The organism is Campylobacter sp. 2018MI10, assembly GCF_018501175.1.
Taxonomy (GTDB): domain Bacteria; phylum Campylobacterota; class Campylobacteria; order Campylobacterales; family Campylobacteraceae; genus Campylobacter_E.
Genome location: NZ_JAHCZD010000005.1, coordinates 74,969 through 95,166, shown reverse-complemented (window position 1 = coordinate 95,166; position 20,198 = coordinate 74,969). Strand labels below are relative to the sequence as shown.

The 20,198-nt window shown below is 28.2% G+C and carries 17 protein-coding genes; 13 read left to right on the top strand and 4 right to left on the bottom strand.

From position 1 onward, the window contains the following. The first annotated feature begins 34 nt into the window (after positions 1-34). From KJR01_RS03640 to KJR01_RS03615, 6 genes are all read left to right on the top strand, one after another. Positions 35-2,323, top strand: coding sequence for a flagellin N-terminal helical domain-containing protein (locus tag KJR01_RS03640; RefSeq protein ID WP_214117265.1), 2,289 nt, complete (start codon positions 35-37; stop codon positions 2,321-2,323). Between the two features lie 67 nt (positions 2,324-2,390). Next, positions 2,391-4,628, top strand: coding sequence for a DNA translocase FtsK (locus tag KJR01_RS03635; RefSeq protein WP_250325124.1), 2,238 nt, complete (start codon positions 2,391-2,393; stop codon positions 4,626-4,628). Positions 4,629-4,647: 19 nt separating this feature from the next. Beyond that, on the top strand, positions 4,648-5,982 hold the full coding sequence (brnQ, locus tag KJR01_RS03630) for a branched-chain amino acid transport system II carrier protein (protein WP_214117263.1): 1,335 nt from the start codon (positions 4,648-4,650) through the stop codon (positions 5,980-5,982). A 108-nt stretch (positions 5,983-6,090) separates the two neighbouring features. Beyond that, positions 6,091-6,948, top strand: coding sequence for an isocitrate lyase/PEP mutase family protein (locus tag KJR01_RS03625; RefSeq protein ID WP_214117261.1), 858 nt, complete (start codon positions 6,091-6,093; stop codon positions 6,946-6,948). Between the two features lie 2 nt (positions 6,949-6,950). Beyond that, on the top strand, positions 6,951-8,027 hold the full coding sequence (locus KJR01_RS03620) for a PrpF domain-containing protein (RefSeq protein WP_214117259.1): 1,077 nt from the start codon (positions 6,951-6,953) through the stop codon (positions 8,025-8,027). A gap of 11 nt (positions 8,028-8,038) precedes the next feature. Then, a complete protein-coding gene (locus KJR01_RS03615; RefSeq protein ID WP_214117255.1) occupies positions 8,039-9,169 on the top strand; it encodes a PrpF domain-containing protein in 1,131 nt (376 codons plus the stop codon). Between the two features lie 83 nt (positions 9,170-9,252). Here KJR01_RS03615 and KJR01_RS03610 read toward each other — a convergent pair whose 3' ends face one another. The 4 genes from KJR01_RS03610 to rpsU are packed head-to-tail and all read right to left on the bottom strand — an operon-like array spanning position 9,253 to position 10,964. Beyond that, complete coding sequence (locus KJR01_RS03610) at positions 9,253-9,729, bottom strand: methylated-DNA--[protein]-cysteine S-methyltransferase (RefSeq protein ID WP_214117253.1); 477 nt, start codon at positions 9,727-9,729, stop codon at positions 9,253-9,255. Continuing rightward, positions 9,729-10,292 (bottom strand): UPF0323 family lipoprotein, encoded by a 564-nt coding sequence (locus KJR01_RS03605; RefSeq protein ID WP_214117251.1) that lies wholly within the window; start codon positions 10,290-10,292, stop codon positions 9,729-9,731. The genes KJR01_RS03610 and KJR01_RS03605 overlap by 1 nt, the downstream gene beginning before the upstream one ends. Before the next feature lie 8 nt (positions 10,293-10,300). After that, entirely contained in the window at positions 10,301-10,717 is a 417-nt protein-coding gene (locus KJR01_RS03600) for a helix-turn-helix domain-containing protein (protein ID WP_214117248.1), read from the bottom strand. Between the two features lie 34 nt (positions 10,718-10,751). After that, on the bottom strand, positions 10,752-10,964 hold the full coding sequence (gene rpsU, locus KJR01_RS03595) for a 30S ribosomal protein S21 (protein WP_214117291.1): 213 nt from the start codon (positions 10,962-10,964) through the stop codon (positions 10,752-10,754). Positions 10,965-11,114: 150 nt separating this feature from the next. Here rpsU and ccoG point away from each other — a divergent pair, with 150 nt between their 5' ends. The 7 genes from ccoG (at position 11,115) to KJR01_RS03560 (ending at position 20,191) form a co-directional block, all read left to right on the top strand. Then, positions 11,115-12,452: a cytochrome c oxidase accessory protein CcoG gene (gene ccoG, locus KJR01_RS03590; protein WP_214117245.1), complete on the top strand. Its 1,338-nt coding sequence runs from the start codon at positions 11,115-11,117 to the stop codon at positions 12,450-12,452. Continuing rightward, the gene (locus KJR01_RS10370; RefSeq protein WP_214117243.1) at positions 12,431-13,024 is read left to right on the top strand and encodes a TetR/AcrR family transcriptional regulator; all 594 of its coding nucleotides are present in this window, start codon (positions 12,431-12,433) and stop codon (positions 13,022-13,024) included. Before ccoG ends, KJR01_RS10370 begins: the two co-directional genes overlap by 22 nt. Positions 13,025-13,089: 65 nt before the next feature. Beyond that, positions 13,090-14,229, top strand: a complete 1,140-nt coding sequence (locus tag KJR01_RS03580; protein WP_214117241.1) for an efflux RND transporter periplasmic adaptor subunit — start codon at positions 13,090-13,092, stop codon at positions 14,227-14,229. Next, a complete protein-coding gene (locus KJR01_RS03575; protein WP_214117239.1) occupies positions 14,229-17,372 on the top strand; it encodes an efflux RND transporter permease subunit in 3,144 nt (1,047 codons plus the stop codon). The genes KJR01_RS03580 and KJR01_RS03575 overlap by 1 nt, the downstream gene beginning before the upstream one ends. Further along, a complete protein-coding gene (locus KJR01_RS03570) occupies positions 17,365-18,705 on the top strand; it encodes a TolC family protein (protein ID WP_214117236.1) in 1,341 nt (446 codons plus the stop codon). The genes KJR01_RS03575 and KJR01_RS03570 overlap by 8 nt, the downstream gene beginning before the upstream one ends. Next, entirely contained in the window at positions 18,659-19,672 is a 1,014-nt protein-coding gene (ribD, locus tag KJR01_RS03565; RefSeq protein ID WP_250325123.1) for a bifunctional diaminohydroxyphosphoribosylaminopyrimidine deaminase/5-amino-6-(5-phosphoribosylamino)uracil reductase RibD, read from the top strand. Before KJR01_RS03570 ends, ribD begins: the two co-directional genes overlap by 47 nt. Continuing rightward, positions 19,673-20,191: a YqhA family protein gene (locus tag KJR01_RS03560; protein WP_214117232.1), complete on the top strand. Its 519-nt coding sequence runs from the start codon at positions 19,673-19,675 to the stop codon at positions 20,189-20,191. Positions 20,192-20,198 lie beyond the last annotated feature (7 nt).

The window sequence follows — 20,198 nt, the reverse complement described above, 5'->3', positions numbered from 1 at the left end:
GATATACCCTAAAGATTATTAACAAGGAAAAAGAATGAGAATAACAAGCTCTTATATTTATTCACAAAATTTAGGCAATTTTCAGCGTCAGCAAAATATGATAAATGACGCAAATAACCAATTAACAAGTGGTTTGAAGATTAATCAATCTTATGATGACGCTGGAATTTATTCAGAAGGTTCAAGACTTGTTTATGAGATTTCTACATTTCAGCAAATTAGCGAAGCTGCTAGTAAAGCTATAAATATTACAAAAAACTCTGATAAAGCAGTAGATGAAATGAGTAAGGCACTAGACCAATTTAAAAACAAATTAATTCAAGGTGCAAACGAAGTTCATTCTGATACTTCTTTAAACGCTTTAGCAAATGACTTACAAAAAATAAGAGATCATATTGTAAATATTGCAAATACAAGTATTAATGGACAATATTTATTTAGTGGAACTAATGTTGGGACTAAGCCTTTTGATGAAAAGGGTAATTATTATGGCAATGATGAAAATATGCAAGTTTTACTAGGGTCTAATGTGTATAATGATTACAATATTTCAGGTCAGGAGCTTATGAAAGGTGTTGATAATGATTACAAAAAAATAATCAGCACAAATGTTCGTTTGGTTGATAGAAGATATGATATTAATAAACCAGAAGAAGTGCATTATATTACTCAAGATAGTAAGATTAAAGACTTAATTGGTAAAGAATATTTAAAACCACAAGCTAATGGAAAAGAGCTTAATGTGAATGATCATTTTTTAAAAAATGATGAAGGAAGATTTCCTGATACTTATTTTTATGTTCGTGGGACTAAGGGAAATGGTGAGAGTTTTAAAGCTAAGTTTAAGATGGGTGCTGATGAAGATGTTGGTGCTATGTTTAATAAAATAGGTGAGTTATATGGAAATACTAAGGAAAATAAGGTAGTAGATGTAACGCTTAGCAATAATGGAACAATAGAAATTACTGATTTAAAAAATCAAGAAAGTAGAATTAATTTTTCTATATTTGCAGCTACTGCTAAGGCTGATGATTTCGGACAAATTTATCCACCAAAAATACCTGATACACCACCAATGCCTATCATTCCTTTTCCTGTTAAAAGTGAGTTAGCAAGTGTAACTAATCCAAATGATTTAAGAAATAATAATGATGTTTTTGTTTTAGAATTTACAAATACAGGTAATATTGATACTTCTTTTACTAGCGATGGGATTGATTATTCTAGGTCTTTATTTAGTAAAAAAGATAATATCTTAAGCTCAAACATAGCTCAAGTAGATAAAAATAATAATGTAGCTACTAATGAGACTAAATTAGTTGAGGCTTCGCAAGGAACATTAAAGCTAAATCCAAATGATGCTACAAGACCTGATAGTGTTTTAAAACTAGAAATTACTTCAAAAAATAAGGTGCATTATTCAATAGATTTTAATATTACTCAAGGCACTGCAACGGCTAGTTATAAACAAAATGGTCAAGATAAAAAAGTAACTTTACCTATTACAAATGTGGTTTATGATAATAATCAGCATATTTCAGATAGTGTTAAGACAAATCCTGAAAATATAACATATAAGCAATTAGGAGATATTATTTCTATGTTTGCTAGTGATAATATCCCAACTAAAGATTATCAATTAGTGCCAAAATATCCAAATCAAGCTAATTCTCCTATGATTTTAAATAATGATGATAAAGCAGAATTAGAAAGGCTTTTAATTAATTCTAAAAATTCAGTTGATGTAGGTCTTAATGAAAAAGGTCAAATGACTTTAATAGACAAAGGTGCGACTACTACTAAAATAGATTTAGCTATATTTGATGCTAATACTATGAATAAAGATGAATTTGATTTTGGCGTTGATGCTAATGGTGTGGCTATTACTGAAGGTTCTAAAAAGGGAGATTTGTTTAATTTTAATACAAATTCTACTTTAATTGTTGATGAAGGCAGGGTTGATATTATAAAAGACCTTGATAAGATGATAGAAGCTGTTAGAAATGGAAATTATAGAGCAGATAGTAATAATCCTGAATTGTTAAAAAGTGTTGGTATTCAAGGAGCTTTAAAAAGGATTGACCATTTACAAGATCATATTAATAAAGTTCATACAAAAATAGGTGCAACTCAAACAAGTATTCAAAATTCTCAAGATAGAGCGGATTTAATGAAAGTAAATGTTGAACAAGTTAAGGCGAAGGTTCTTAATTCAGACCCTGTAGAAAGCCAATTAATGCTAATGCAAGCGACAATTACCTTACAAGCTACTTTACAAGCTAGTGCGCAGGTTTCAAAATTAAGCTTATTAAATTATATGTAAGATGAAAAAAGAATTTATATTTATATTTGTTTCATTTATATTATTTTATTTTAGTTTCGGGCTGTTTTTGCCCGAAGCTAATGGATTGTTTTTAGCAAGTGCTTATTTTAGCAAGGGCTTAAGAATTTGTTTTGGAAATCTTTCTTATATTTTTTTATTAGCATTTGTAGGAAATTACTTATTTGTATATAAATCTTTTAAATATGCTTTAAAAATATTAGCCAATATAATTTGTAGTATTTTGATATTATCTTTACCTTTTTCTAGTGTTTTTGATTTTGGAATTATTAGCTTTTTAGGTTTTGTAAATATTGTATTTTTTATCTTGCTTGTATTTGTTTTAATTTATTTTAATCATTCTTATATTTATTCAAAATTACAAGATAAAGATAAGTTCAAAAATCTTTTTAAAAGCAAAGAAAAACCTATTAAAAAAGAAAAAATCATAAAAGAAATAAAAACTCCTAAAGAAGACAAATCAAAACCAAAAGAAGAAATTTTAAGCGATTTAGGCAATATTAGATTTGTAAAATCATATGAAATAAAAACCACTAAAGAAGATGAAAAGACTAAAATTAATTTTACAAACGAACAAGGCAAAATAATTAGTGAGCCAAAAATAATCTTAGAGCCTTTAATGCAGAAAATAAACAAAGATAGCATTAATAAAGATGATTTTAAAATAGTTAAAAACGAAATAAAAGAAGAAAAATCAGTAGAGCAAACCGAAGAAATACAAAATGAAATTCCTGTTTTAAATTCTAATGATTTTCAAGATATTTTGATAGTAGATGAACAAGATTCTCAAAGTTTTGTCCCTAAAAAAGGCAAAAAAGTAGAGATTTTAAATGAACTTGAAGAAAATAAAGCAATTTTAAAAGATATTGAATTAGGAGCGATTGAAATACCAAGAGATTTTGAGCTACCTAGTGTGGAATTATTAGATAAAGCCGTAACTACAGAAATAATAATTAATGAAGATGAGCTTGATGAGAAAATAAACGAGCTTTTAGCAAAATTAAAGCATTTTAAGATTGATGGAGATGTGGTTAAAACCTATTGGGGTCCTGTGGTTACTACATTTGAGTTTAGACCTGCTGCTGATGTAAAGCTTAGCAAAATTTCAGGCTTAGCTGATGATTTAGCTATGGCACTTAAGGCTACAAGTATTAGAATTCAAGCACCAATTCCAGGAAAAGATGTGGTAGGGATTGAAATTCCAAATAAAACTTCTCAAACAATTAACATTAGAACTATTTTTGAAGATGAATTATTTTCAAAATCTAAAAGCAAATTAACAATAGCCTTAGGTAAGGATATAGTAGGAAATACTTTTGTAACTGATTTAAAACGCTTACCGCATTTATTAATAGCAGGAACTACAGGAAGTGGTAAGAGTGTAGGTATTAATGCTATGATTTTAAGTCTTTTATATAAAAATAGCCCAAGGACTTTAAGGTTATTGATGATTGACCCTAAAATGCTTGAATTTTCAATGTATAATGATATTCCGCACTTATTAACTCCTGTAATTACAAGAGCAGAAAAAGCAACTTTAGCTTTAAAAAATATGGTTTTAGAGATGGAAAGACGATATGAATTAATGGCTAGCGTTTATACTAAAAATATTGAAAGTTTTAATGAAAAAGCACCTAAATTAGGACTTGAGCCTTTTGCTTATATTGTAATTATTATTGATGAATTGGCTGATTTAATAATGACTAGTGGAAAAGAAGTAGAAACTTATATAGCAAGATTAGCTCAAATGGCAAGAGCAGCAGGAATTCATCTAATAGTAGCTACACAACGCCCAAGTGTAGATGTAATAACAGGTCTTATTAAGGCAAATTTACCTAGTAGATTAAGCTATAAAGTTGGAACTGGAGTTGATAGTAAGGTTATACTAGATTCTAAAGGAGCTGAGAGTTTGCTTGGTCGTGGAGATAGTTTATTTACTCCACCAGGAACAAGTCAGATAGTAAGATTGCACGCTCCATTTGCAAGTGAAGAAGAGATAATTAGAGTAGTAGAGCACCTAAAAAAACAAGAAAAAGCAAATTATGATGAGAGTATTTTACAAGATTCAAGCTTTACTCAAACCTATGTTAAAAATAATGATGATAGTGTAGATGAATTATTCGGTGAAGCTGTAAGAATTATGCAAGAGAGCGGAAAAACTAGTATTTCTTATATTCAACGCCAATTAAATATAGGTTACAATAGAGCTGCTAATATTGTAGAGCAGTGCGAAAAGCAAGGAATTTTGAGCGAACCTAATTCAAAAGGTGTAAGAAGTCTTTTATAAAAAAAATCTAAGGAGAAATATGACAAAAATAGGAAAAAAAGAATTTTATGTAGTAGCATTAATGTTGTTTGCTATGTTTTTTGGTGCGGGGAATTTTATTTTGCCACCAAAACTAGGAATGGATGCGGGGAATAATTTTTATTTAGCGATTTTGTTTTTTTGTGTAACAGGTGTTGCTTTACCTGTTTTAGGCGTTGCTGCAGTTGCTAAAGCAGGAACATTAAAAGAATTAGCAAGTAGAGTAAATGTAACATTTGCAGTAATTTTTGTAGCAGTTATTTATATTACCATAGGGCCTTTAGTAGCAATTCCAAGAGCTAGCACTATGCCTTATGAAATAATGATTTTACCTTTTGTTGATAATGAATATAATGTATATTATTTAGCTTTTTATAGTTTTATATATTTTGCACTTAATTATTATATATGCTTAAATCCTAGCACTATGTTAGATACATTAGGCAAGTATTTAACACCGATTTTACTTATTTTAATAGCAGTATTTTTTATATGCACTTTAATTTATTCAGAAGTAAATGTTAGCATTCCTAATCAAAATTACACTACCCACCCAGTAGCAACAGCATTTGTAGAAGGCTATCAGACTATGGATGCGCTTGCTGCTTTAGTATTTGGAATTAGCGTTGTTGGAGCTTTAAAATCATTAGGAGTTACTAATAAACATCAATTATCATTACTTACTATAAAAGCAGGATTATTTTCTGGAATTATTTTAATGATAGTTTATTTTGCTTTAGGGTATTTAGGCTATGTTTATGGTAATACCTTTAAAGACGCTAGTAATGGGGCTATTTTATTATCATTAATTAGTGATGATTTATTTGGTAGTTTTGGTAGATTTATTTTAGGATTTACTGCCTTACTTGCTTGTCTTACTACTACGATTGGTTTGATTGGCTCAAGTGCTAGCTATTTTAGTAGTGTTACTAAGATTTCTTATAAAACTTGGGTTATTATTTGGGTAGTTGCTAGTTTTGTTTTATCAATTCAAGGTTTAACGCAGATTTTAAAAGTAAGCGTTCCTATATTAATAGCGATTTATCCAATAGCTATAGTTTTAATAATTTTATCTTTAATAAATAATTTAATAAATGAGAGCAAAATCATTTATAGATTTAGCGTTTATACTGCGGCTTTTATAGGAATTTTAAACGCAATTGATAGCTCAATTTTAAGCATAAACGATGAAAAAATATTATCTTATTTAGGTATAGCTAAATATTTAGAAATGTTGCCATTTTACTCATCTATGCTTGGCTGGGTTATACCTGTGATTGTTATGTTTATATTAGGATATATTATTAATGCCTTTAGTAAAAAAGATGATTTTTAATTAAATCATCTTGTTACAATTCTACACACTTATGTCTTATTAATTAACAATTAATATCAAAAATTAAAATTTTGTGTTAAGATTAAGCATTTTTTAAAAGGAGTGCTAATGAAAGCAAAAATTTTAAAAGAAGCACTTAATTCACAAGAAATTCTAGTAGCACCAGGAGCTTCTTGTGCTTTATATGCAAGACTTATTGAATTAGTAGGTTTTAAAGTTGTTTATGCTACAGGAGCAGGTATGGCAAATATGCAGTTTGGTTTTCCTGATATAGGACTTGTTAGTATGAATGAAATGTTAGAAAATACAAAGAGAATAAACGACGCTACAAATCTTCCCGTAATAGCAGATATAGATAATGGCTACGGCAATGCTTTAAATGTTTATAGAACAGCAAAAGAATTTAGCAAAAACAAAATAGCAGCAATTCAAATAGAAGACCAGCAACTACCAAAAAGGTGCGGGCATTTTGATGGGAAAAAATTAATATCTCAAGATGAAATGTGTGCGAAAATCAAAGCTTGTAAAGACGCTTTAGAATATGATACTTTAATAATTGCAAGAACAGACGCAATTGCTGTTAATGGTTTTGATGATGCTATTAATAGAGCTAATGCGTATTTAGAAAGCGGAGCTGATATATTATTTATAGAAGCTCCTACTAGCATAGAACAAATGGCAAGTCTTCCTAAATTAGTAAAAGCTTATCATATTGCAAATATGGTAGAAGGTGGCAAAACTCCGATATTAAGCAATGATGAATTACAAAAAATGGGCTTTAATATAGTTCTTTATGCAAACGCTACTTTAAAAGCTGCTATTAAAGGTATGAATGATTTATTAAATCATTTAAAAACTACAGGCAGAACAGATAATGCAGAACATTTAATGATTTCTATGAAAGAAAGAAATAGAATATGTGAATTTGATAAGTGGATGGATATAGAAAATAAATTTAAAGGATAATTATGAAAATTAAATGCAGTGTTTATAGGGGTGGCACGAGTAGGGGGCTAATATTTAACGCAAATGACTTGCCTAAAGATAAAAGCACTTGGGCTGATATATTTAAAAAATCTATTGATTGTCATAACCAAAACGCTATTGATGGGCTAGGTGGTTCTATATCATCAACCAATAAAATATGCGTTGTAAAAAGTGTAAATAATAAAAATTATGATATTGAGTGGGAATTCTTTCAAGCTGGGGTTATGAAAGATAGTATAGATAATAAAGGCACTTGCGGGAATTTAATAGCTGCTGTTGGAGCTTATGCTATTAATGAAAAGTTATTTAGTTTTGATAGGTTTGCAAGCAATGTATGTGTTAGAATTTACAATACAAATATTCAAAAAATTATTGAATTTAAAGCTAAGATTAAAGATGGAGAATTTGTAGAAAAAGGCTCTAGTATTATGCAAGGAGTTTTTGGTGGTTGTGAGCTGGCTGATGTTTTTATTAAAAATGCAGGGGCTGAACAAACAGGACTTAAATATCCATTAGGAAAAATTAGCAATTTTAATGGTTATAGAGCTACTTTACTTGATTTAATAAATCCATTTTTATATGTTGATGCAAGGGAATTTGATTTAGATTTTAATTTAAATTATAATGATTTTAGTGCTTTAAAAGCTATTGAAGATTTAAACAAATTAAGAGATTTTTATGCTATTAAATTAGGTTTTGCTAAAGATGAAAATGATTTAGAAAACAATCAAGCTATACCAAAAATAGCAGCACTTTTTAAATCTGATAATAAAAGTGAATTTGATATAGGAATTAGGGTTTTAAGTCTTAGAAATCTTCACAAAAGCTCTCCTGCTAGTGGATTATATAATTTAGCCGTTGCAGCATTAGAAAATGGCACTTTAGCAAATGAGCTTAGTGGTTTAACTATGATACAAAATGGTATTCAAGATGTAAAAATTAAACATTTTTTAGGCGTAGTAGATGTTAGCGTAGAGATAGAAAGTGGTAAAATCATAGGTGTTGGACTTAAAAGAAGTGCAAGAAGAATAATGGACGGATTTATTTACATTAATTAAAAGGAGAAAATATGAAGAAATTTAAATGTAGTATTTATAGAGGTGGCACATCTAAAGCTGCTTGTTTTTATGAAAAAGATATGCCAGCAAGAGTTAAATGGGGCGAGTTTTTAGCTGATGTTATGGGAACTGCTACAAAGCAAATTGATGGAATTGGTGGTGCTGCGTCAGTAACTTCAAAAGTAGCTATAGTTGATATTAAAAATAATGAATTAACTTATACTTTCGCTCAAGTAAATATTGATAAAGAAATGGTTGATTTTAATAGTAATTGTGGAAATATTAGCTCATGCGTTGGTGCTTTTGCTTATGATTTGGGTTTGATTGATTTAAATGATTCTAAAATGTATGAAAAAATCATTATAAAAGATGAGTGTGATTTAGAAAATAAAATAATTTGCGTTAGGATTTTAAATACCAATACAAATAAATATTTAAAAGCTAGATTCAAATTAAGCGATGATTTAAAAAGTTTTGAACCAGCAGGAGATACTAAAATAGCAGGAGTGCCAAATACAGCTAGTGAAATTAAATTAGGTTTTATTAATCCTGAAGGCTCTATGAATAAAGGATTATTGCCTACAAATTCTGCAAAACAAGTTGTAAATACAAGTTTTGGCAATATTGAAATAAGTATAGTAGATGCTGGAGCAGCGCTTGTGTTTATGAGAGCTAAAGATTTATTAAGTGGCAATATATATGATGAAATTTCTCAAAACGAGCTTGATAAAATTGAAGAAGTAAGAAGTATAGCAAGTGAGCTAATTGGCTTAGCAAAAAAAGAAGAAGCAACAGCAAAAAATCCATCAGTGCCTAAAGCTTGTTTGGTTGATTTTGTGCAAGATTACACTAGCACAAGTGGTGCTAAAATATCAAAAAATGATATAAATGTATGCGTTAGAATGATGAGTATGCAACGCCCACACCCATCAATTGCAGTTACAGGAACGGTATGTATTTCAATGGCAGCAAAGACACAAGGCACATTAATTAATGAGCATTTAAGTAGCTTTTCTAATGAATTAGTAATAGCTCATCCAAGTGGGACAATTACGGGATTTATTGATAATGATAGCGTGAGTGTGATTAGGACTGCAAGATGCTTAATGCAAGGCTATGTATTTACTAGAAAAGATTATTAAGTTAAATTTCTAATTTAAATTCCTTTTTGGAATTTAAATTAGGATTAAGTATTTTATAAATTAATAATGGCTTATAAAATACTTTAAAAATTATTTGGTTTGATATTATTTTTTTCGTGTTTATTTAAAAACTCTTTCATATTAGACACTTCACAAGTAAATCTTCCTAGACTTTCATCAGAGCGAATTACTCTATGGCAAGGTAGTATTATTAAATAAGGGTTTTTTGATAATGCAGTTCCTACTGCACGATAGGCTTTAGAATTTATTCTATATGCTAATTCTTTATAAGTTATAGTGTTTGCATAAGGTATATTTTTAAGTTCATTTAAAACTTCTTTTGTAAAAGTAGAAAATTTATCAAGATTAAGTTTTATATTTGTAAAATCAAAATCTTCTCCCTTAAAATACTTTAAAAGTTCAGATTTTACTAATGAAGTTATTTGATTTGGTTTTTCTTTTAAAGTAGCAAGATTTGTAATATCAACTGAAATCAAATACTCATCATTAGCTTTTATTAAAACTATAAAGTTTTTAAATTTTATAATTTCAATATACATTAAGAGCCAAAACTACCAGAACTACTAGCACCACTTGTGCTTTGGCTTTTAAAAAATCCACTACTTTTTGAAGCTCCTGCACTAGGTGTGCTTTTAAAGCTATTTACACTTCTTTGATATGTGCTTGGGTTTTGATAATGCGTAGCTTTGTTTGCATTAAAATGTGAATTATTAAATAACTTATTGCCTATCCAAGAGCCAATTATTGCACCTGCTACAGAGCTTAGCAAAACTTCGCCTAATGAATGATTTGAACCAATACTTTCATTTGTTAATGAGCTTTGATTTGCTTCTATTTTTGCATTTTCAGCTTTTATTAGCTCATCCATCTCAGCCTTGCTTAATACTCTTTCATTTCCATTTAATTCTTTTAGAACTACTCTTGTTTCATCGCTTGGAAATTCATCTTTAATTCTGTATTGTTTAGGAGCATATTCTTCTATTATTAAAAATGAGCCTTTAGCTTGTTGTTGCTCTTCACCACCACAAGCACTTAATAATGAACCAGCTACAATTGCAGTTAAAGACGCTTTGTAAGTTAAGTTATTTAAATTCTTAAACATTTTTCCTCCTAAATCTTTGATAATTTTTTGTTTCTTATAAATACTTGATTGTTTTCTAGTTTTATTTTTTTACTTTTAAAAAGCCTTGATATGAGATATTTTTTTATTTTTTCACGCTTTTTTTTCTTAAATCTTAATAAATATTCATCTATTAAAATCCATTTTGCTTTTATAATTACTGGTAGATTTATTTTATTTTTTAATTCTTCGTTTTCTTTTTTTAATTCTTCGTTGCTTAGTTTTAAGATTTTTATTTGTTCTAATAGCTCATCTTTAATAGCTAAACTATTTTGTTCTGGTTCTATTAAAACATAGGTTTTATTATCTTCTTTTATTGATTTTAAAGTGCCTCTTCTAATTCTATTATAAATAGCTTCTTTGCTGATATTTAAGTATTTTGCGGCGTCTTTTACTAAGAGTTTCATTTCTAACCTTTAAAAAGGGGATAACCCCTTTTTATTAAAGCTTTGCTTCGTAATGTCTTAACATATATAGGCGTTTTAGCATTTTTTTTCTAGCTGAAATTTTTTGTTTTTTGCGAATTTCAGTCATAGGTTCAAAAAAGCGTCTTGCTCTAACTTCTGTTACGATTAGGTTACGATCAGTTTGCTTTTTGAATTTGCGATAAGCCTCGTCAAAAGATTCGTTATTATGAACTTTAATCCCTGGCACGGCAATCACTTCCTTTCGTTGTAAAATTAAAAGTGCTAATTTATAAAAAAATTGTTAATAAACAAAATATTTTTTAATTTACTATTCTTAATTTTTAAAGACTAAAATTATCTTAAAATTACAAATTAAGTTAAAATTAAGGAGAACGTAATGGGAAATATTACAAATTATTTTAAAAAGCGGACTACATTTTATGTTTTACTTACCTGTATTATTTTTATTATTCCATTTATTAGAATAAATGGTAATCATTTATTTTTGCTTAGTTTTGATAAACAAAAATTAGATTTATTTTTCATATCTTTTAATACAAACGAGTTGTATTTAATGCCATTTTTATTAATTATGATGTTTGTATTTATTTTTTTTATTACAAATTTACTTGGTAGAGTTTGGTGTGCTTGGGGCTGTCCTCAAACTATATTTAGAATAATTTTTAGAGATTTAATACAAACTAAATTATTTAGAATTTATAGTGGCAGAAAAAATAAACAAAATAAACCAAGAAATAAAATATTTGCAAGAATTGCAAGTGTTATTGTGTTTTATCCAATTAGCTTAATTGCTGCAAGTAATTTTTTATGGTATTTTGTTCCACCTGAAGATTTCTTTACTTATCTTGACCATTTTAATGAACACTTACTTTTATTTGGAATTGTTTTATGCTTATCTTTATTTATAACATTTGATATTACTTTTATTAAAGAGAATTTTTGTGCTTATATTTGTCCTTATGCAAGAATTCAAAGCGTTATGTTTGATAACGACACAAAAAGTGTTATATATGATGAAAGTCGTGGCGGAATTATTTATAAAGATGGAGAAAAAATTATAAAAAAACCAATAGGCGGAGAATGTATAGCTTGTGAAGCCTGTGTAAAAATATGTCCAACTCATATAGATATTAGAAAAGGAATGCAACTTGATTGTATAAATTGTCTTGAATGTGCTGATGCTTGTTCAAATGTTCAAGCAAGATTTAATAGACCATCATTAATATCTTGGTCTAGCACAAAAGAAATAAAAACTAAAGAAAAACTTAAATTCTTTAGATTTAGAACTATTGTTTATATAGTTGTATTGTGTGCTATGTTTATTGGGTTAGTTTTAACGGCTGGTAGCAAAGAAACTATGCTTATGAATATAAATAGAACTACTGAATTATATACAATAAATAAAGATGAAAATTATGTTGATAATGCCTATGTTATATTATTTCACAATACTAGCAAGCAAGACCATAGATTTTATTTAGAAATATTAGATGATGATATTAGTATTTTAAAACCTAAAAAAGATTTTAGAGTTAAAGCTGGTGAGAAATTAAAACAAATTGTTATTTTAAGAAGCGAGCTTAAGAAAGTTAAAAAACATCATAAGCATATTAATATAAGAGCTTATGCCTTAGATGATGATAAAATATTTACCATAAAGGATACAATATTTATATATCCTAAGGAGAAAAAATGGAAGGAAAAGAAGAAATAATTTTAAAAGTAGCCCTTGAACTATTTTTAGAAAAGGGCTACGAAAATACAAGTTTAAACGATATTGTTAAAGTAACTGGCGGTTCTCTTGCGACGATATATAAAAAATTTGAAAATAAAAATAATTTATTTTTAAAGGCTTTAAAATTTAGGGCAGAAACTAGGTTAGAGAATTTAAAAATTATGATTTCTTCAAAAGCCAACTTGGATTTACCAGATTTTTTAAATGTATTTGGTAATGAATATTGTAATTTTTTTATAGGCGAAGATAATGCAAAATTTTTAAGATTAGTTCTTGAGAGAACTTATCAAGATATTAATTTTAAACAAGAATGTGCAAAAGCAGATAAAGATGTAATAATTAGATTTTTATGTGAAGTATTTGAGAAAAAAATCAAAAAAGAAATTCTAAATGAAATAAGTGCTTATAATTTAGCTAATTTATACTGCTCTATGATTAGAAGTAATAAGATTTTTGATTTGATTTTTAACTCTAAAGAAATCTTTACAAAAGATGAATTAAGTGAGCATGTAAAAAATGTAAATATCTTATTTTTAAGGGCTTTGCGTTAATTTCATTAACTTAAATGTAATTATAATTACATCTTTAAAATTTAAAATTACAACAAGGAAGATTTATGAAAAGACTTATTAAATTAAGTTTCGTTGCTAGCTTATTATTATTTACAGCTTGCAATGACAAGGTAGAGCAAAAGCAGCAAGAAATGCCACCTTCTATTGTAGATATTAAAAAAGTAAGTTTAGAAAATGCTGAAATTTATTATCAATATGCAGCGAAATTAGAAGCTAATAAAGATGTAGTAGTTTTGCCAAAAGTATCGGGCGAGATTAAAAAAATATTATTTAAAGATGGCGATTTTGTAAAACAAGGAACAATTTTATATAAGATTGATGATGAGCAATATAAAGCTAGTTTGGATTTAGCGTTAGCTGATGTTGGTGTTGCTAAAGCAAACTATGAAAATGCTAATACTGATTATAATAGAACTAAAGACTTATATGCTAAAAAAGCAGTTAGCCAAAAAGAATTTGATGCAAAAGAAGCGGCATTTAAAAGTGCAAAAGCTAGTTTAGATAGAGCTAACGCATCTTATAAGATAGCTAAATTAAACTATGATTATACTAATGTAAAAGCTCCATTTGATGGATATGTGCAAGCTTCGTTAGTTGATGCTGGAAGCTATGCTAATGCAAATAATACTCAATTAGTAAAAATTGTAGATCAAAATACTTTAAAAGCTACATTTTTTATATCAGATACAAATATGGAACAAATTAAAAGAAATAATAATGATTTAAAAAGTGCAAAAGCTAATTTTACTTTAAATGGTAAGACTTATGAAGGTAAAGTTGAGTTTATATCAAATTATAATGAATTAGCAAGTACTAAAGCTTATGCGGTTTTTGAAAATACTAATCAAGAATTAAGTGCAGGAACATTTGTTAGTCTTAAACTAAGCAATATTATGCAAAATGATTCTTTTGTAATTAGTAGAGAAAATTTATTACAAGATATTGATGGATATTATGTATTTGTTAAAGACAAAAATATAACAAAACAAATTCATGTTAAAACAATTTTTGATGATGAGAAAATTGCCGTAATTGATGCAAAAACAAGTGATTTAAAAGTTGATGATGAATTGATTTTAAACAATTATAAAAAGATTTATCCTGGCGCAAAAATAGCAACTAAGGCAGAATTTGGTGCGATGATGCAAAAGCAAGCTCCTAAAGAGCAGACTAAGGAACAATAATGTTTTCTAAGTTTTTTATATATAGACCAGTATTTGCGATAGTTGTTTCAATTATAATTACTATTGCTGGTATTTTAGGAATGAAGGGTTTGCCTATTGAAGAATATCCTAATGTAACATCTCCAACGGTTAGGGTAACTGCTAATTATTCTGGCGTTGATGCAGCTACGCTTTCTCAAAATGTAGCAAGTATTCTTGAAGACGCAATTAATGGTGTTGAAGATATGATTTATATAACTTCAAGCTCAAGTTCAAGTGGTTTGATGTTTTTAAATGTTTATTTTAAGGTTGGAAAAGACCCATCAAAAGCATTAATTGATGTTAATAATAAAGTTCAAAGCGTTCAAGCAAAAATGCCTGAAGAAGTTAAAAAATTAGGTGTTAGTGTTGATGAAACTAGCTCAAATATTTTAGCTGTTGTTTCGTTTTATTCTCCTGATGATAGCCGTGATGAAACTTATCTAAGTAACTATGCTACATTAAATGTGGCTGAAGAGTTAAAGAGATTAGAAGGTATTGGTAGTGCTGAAGTAATTGGAGCTAAAGATTATTCTATGAGAATTTGGCTTGATTCAGAAAAGCTTAATAAATATGATTTAAATCCAGCTGTTGTAAGTGCAGCTATAAGAGAACAAAACTCACAATATCCAACAGGAACAATAGGCGATTTACCTATGAAAGAAATTAGTCCATTTGTTTATACAATGAGCGCTAAAGGTAAGCTTAGTAAGGTAAGTGATTTTGAAAATATCATAATAAAAGCACTTCCAAATGGAAATATTTTATATTTAAAAGATATAGCAAGAGTAGAGATAGGAACTAAAAACTATGGTTTTGCCGGACTTAATAATGGTAAAAAAATGGTTCCTATGATGATTAATTTAAAATCAGGTGCAAATGCTATAGCAGTAGCTAAAGCTGTGCAAGAAAAATTAGAAGAGCTAAGCAAATTCTTCCCAAGTGGTGTTGCTTATAGTATGCCTTATGATACTACCGATTTCGTAAAAGATAGTATAAGCGAAGTTGTTCAAACATTTGTTGAAGCTATTTTACTTGTTTTAATAGTTATGTATATGTTCTTAAAAAACCTTCGTGCAACTATTATTCCATTAATCGCTGTGCCGGTTTCTTTACTTGGAACTTTTGCTTTCCTTTATGTTTTTGGTTTTACAATCAATCTTATTACATTATTTGCTTTAGTTTTAGCAATCGGCATTGTTGTTGATGATGCTATTGTTGTTGTAGAAAATGTTGAGCGTGTGTTTAGAAGTGGTATTACAAAAGATGTAAAAGCAGCTACTAAAATGGCAATGGATGAAGTAACCGGACCTGTAATTTCTATCGTTTTAGTATTAAGTGCGGTATTTATTCCTGTATCATTTTTAGATGGATTTGTAGGGCAAATTCAAAGACAATTTGCAATTACTCTTGTAATTTCTGTTTGTATTTCAGGTTTTGTTGCATTAACGCTAACTCCTGCATTATGCGGTATATTATTAAAAGACCATGAAGATAAGCCTTTTTATTTAGTTAAAAAATTTAATGACTTTTTTGATTGGAGTATTAATATTTTTGGTAGTGCAGTTGCAAAAGTTTTAAGACATGTAATTCCAAGTTTAATAGTAGTTGCTATATTCTTTTATGGAATTTTTGCCTTACTAAAAATTATTCCTAGCTCACTTGTTCCTAGCGAAGATAAGGGTGCTGTATTAGTTTTATCACAATTAAAATCTTCTAGCAACCTAGATAAAACTCTAGCCTTTAATAATAAAATCTATGATATGGTTAAGAATAATCCTGCAGTAGAAAGTATGATTTCTTTAAATGGATTTGATGTAGAGAGTTCAGCTCTTTCTCCAAGTGCTGGAATTTCATTTATTACATTAAAAGATTATAAAGATAGAAAAGATTTAGGTATTAATGGAGATAGTGAAAATTTAGCTAATACTTGGATGAAAAATATGTGGCTTGACCCTGATGGTTTTGCATTTTTCTTAAATCCACCACCGATTATGGGGCTTTCTTTAACAGGCGGATTTGAAATGTATGTGCAAAATAAATCAGGTAAAAGTTATGAAGAAATTAAAAAAGATATAGATACTTTACTTGCAGCAGCATCAAAAAGACCTGAATTAACTCAAGCAAGAACGACTTTAAACACTGATTATCCTGAGTTAAAAGTAAGTGTTGATGAGAAAAAAGCTAAAATTTTAGGGCTTAGTTTAAGTGATATATATTCAAATTTAAATTTAATTTTTGGTTCTGTTTATGTGAATGATTTTACTGCTTTAGGTAAAAATTTCCAAGTAAATGTGAGAGGCGATGAAGAATTTAGAAATAAAAGAACAAGTCTAGAAAATATTTATGTTAAAAATAGTGAAGGCAAAAGTATATCTTTAGCTAGTGTTGTTGATATTAAGCCAAGTGTAGCAGCGTTTTCAGTAACTAGATTTAACCTTTTCCCAGCTGCAAAAGTTACAGCTTCGCCAGCTCCAGGATATACTAGTGGAGATGCTATTAATGCTATAGTTGAAGTGTTTAATGAAACTATGAATAAAGATGAATATTCTTATGCTTGGGCAGGAAGTTCTTATGAAGAAGTAAATGCTAGTGGTAGTGGTTCTACTGCATTTGCATTAGGTATGGTATTTGTATTTTTAATACTTGCAGCTCAATATGAAAGATGGTTAATGCCACTTGCAGTAATTACGGCAGTTCCTTTTGCAGTATTTGGAAGTTTAGCAGCAACTTATTTAAGGGGTATGCAAAATGACATATATTTTCAAATAGGTTTATTATTGTTAATTGGTCTTAGTGCAAAAAATGCTATATTAATTGTTGAATTTGCTATGGAAGAAAAATATAAACACGGCTTAAATACTTATGATGCAGCTATAAAGGCGGCAAAACTTAGATTTAGACCTATTATTATGACTTCTTTAGCGTTTGGTTTTGGTATTTTACCTTTAGTATTTAGCGAAGGTTCAGGTAGTGCTGCTAGACACTCACTTAGCACAGGGCTAGTTGGTGGTATTATTATAGCTTCTAGTATATCTATTTTATTTGTGCCTTTATTTTTCTATTTACTAGAGAGTTTAAATGATAAGGTTTTTAAAAAGAAAGGAAAGCAAATTAATGAATAAGCTTTTAATATCAGCAATCGCAGCTTTATTTTTAGCTGCTTGCTCTAGTGTTAATAATTATGAGCTTAAAACTCCAAATAATTTAGATAATAATACTAAATTTGAAATTAAAGATTGGAGAAGCTTAGGCAAAGATGAAAATCTTAATCGTTTGATTGAGATTGCTATGGAAAATAATGAAGATGTTAAAATAGCTATTAATAATCTTTTAATAGCTGAATCAAATTTAGTAAGTGTTGGGATTAAAAGAGAGCCTAGCATTAATCTTGGCATTAATGCAAATGAGAGATTAATTAAACACCAAAAGCCAACTTACGGGCATTCTTTAGGTCTTAATTTATCTTATGAAATAGATTTATTAAATAAATTTGGTAAGGCTAAAGATAATGCTATTTATAGTGCTAATATTAGCGAATTTGATGTAGAAAATACTTATCAAACTATTGGATTTAGTATTGCAAAACTTTATTATCAAGTTGTAGCAACTAATAAAAAAATAGAAATTTTAGAAGACTTTATAAATAGCTATGAAAAAACTTTAAAATTAAAAGAAGAGCAATATAAATTAGGCTTTATTACAAAATCAGTTCTTTTACAAACTAAAGAACAATTTACTCTAAATCAAACTAAATTAAGAAGTTTAAAATTAGAAAGAGATTTATATATTAATTCTTTAGATATTTTAGTTTATGGATTAAATCAAGAAAAAGAACCAATTAAATTTGCTAATAACTTAATAGAAGATTTTGTTATGCCAGCTACTATACCAAGCTCTGTTATGACAAATCGTCCTGATATAGCAAAAGCAATTTTAGATGTAAAAATAGCTCATAATAATGCAAAAATTGCTTGGGATAGCTTTTTTCCAACCTTTACAATAGGTGCTGGTGTTAGTTGGAGTGGAGATACACATAATGTATTTTCTGACCCTGTTGGCTCAATTACTGCTAGTTTGTTACAACCTTTATTTAATTTAGGTGATGTTGATGAGCAAGTAATTAGAGCAAATTTAGCTCAAGATAATGCAGTATTAGGCTATGAAAAAGTAGTAAAAACTGCGTTAAAAGAAATAGAAGATGCTATTTTAAAATATAATAATGCCGAAGTTAAATTAAGAGATTATGATGAAATAGTAAAACTAGAAGAAGAAATTTATGAGTTTAATAAGCTTAAATTTAATGAAGGAGAAATCAGCTTTTTAGAATTCTTAGATAGCGAAAGAGCTTTACAAAATAGCTTAATAGAGCAAATTGATTTAAAATTAGGCAAGATAACTGCAGGAATTGATGCTTATAAAGCTATTGGAGTTAAAAAACTTGAATTTAGGAAGTGATTTTTATATGAACCTAGCCTTAAAAGAGGCTTGGAAATATCAATTCTTAACTTATCCAAATCCTGCCGTAGGTTGTCTAGTATTAGATAAATACGGCAAGATTTTAAGTATTAAAGCACACCAAAAAGCAGGAACATTTCACGCAGAAAGATTATGTGTGAATGAAATCTTAGAAAAATATGGAAAAGATGCTTTAAAAGATAGTGTTTTTTATGTAACTTTAGAGCCTTGCAGTAAGCAAGGTCGCACTCCACCTTGTCATGAATTATTAATAAAATATAAAGTTAAAGAAGTAAATATAGGCTCAAGTGATAGTTCTCAAAATGGTATAAATGAATTAAGGCAAGCTGGAATTAAAGTAAATCTTGGGATTTTACAAGATGAATGTGATAAACTAATTGCTCCATTCAAATTCTGGCTAGATAATAAGCCTTTTGTTTTATTTAAATTAGCAATTAATCTAAATTATAACAATGAAGGTAGTATTAGTAATGAGTATTTAAGGACATATTTTCACGAAATTAGAACTAATATAGATTATTTAATAATTTGTGGCAATACTTTAAGACTTGATAATCCTATGCTTGATGCTAGATATTCTACTAGCAAAAAAGCACCTAATTTATTAGTATTTTCAAAATATTTTCAAGATTTAAATTCTAATTTTAAATCTCTAAATATTTTTAAAACTAATAGAGAAATTATTTTTGGTAAAAATCCTTTAAAATTAAAAGATGAATTGCAAGAGCAAAATATTAAATTTGTAATGATTGAAGGTGGGTTTAATGCCTTAGAACTTTTCAAAAATCAAATAGATTGGTTGTTTTTACAACAAAGTAATTCTACTTATAAAAATTCAAATAACTTTAAGTTAAGTTTAAGTCCTATTTATCAAAGCACTACAAAAGATTTTTATAATAAACCACACGAATACCAACAATTCGGATTTTATGAAATAAGGGAATAAATGTTAGAAAAATATTTTGAAAAATTCCTAGTAAATTCTAGGTTTATTACAATCTTACCTGTTATTTTTGGTCTTTTAGGTGCTTTTATGTTATTTTTTATTGCTAGTTTTGATGTGTATAAGGTCATAAAAGTTACATATACTTATTATTTTTTAGGTGCTGATATTGACATTCACGAAGAAGCTGTAAGCACTATAGTTGGAGCTGTTGATTTATATTTAATGGCTTTAGTTTTTTATATATTTTCTTTTGGAATATATGAATTATTTATAAGCGATGTTGAAGAATTTAAACAATACAAACAAAGCAAGGTTTTAGAAGTTCATAGTTTAGATGAGCTAAAAGATAAGCTTGGTAAAGTTATTATTATGGTTTTAGTTGTTAATTTTTTCCAACACGCACTTAATTTAAAATTTAGCTCAAGTATGGATATGCTTTATTTAGCAATCGGTATTATGTGTATTTGCCTTGGATTATGGGCTTTACATAAAAGTGATAATAAATCTAAAGAACACTAAGGAGCAA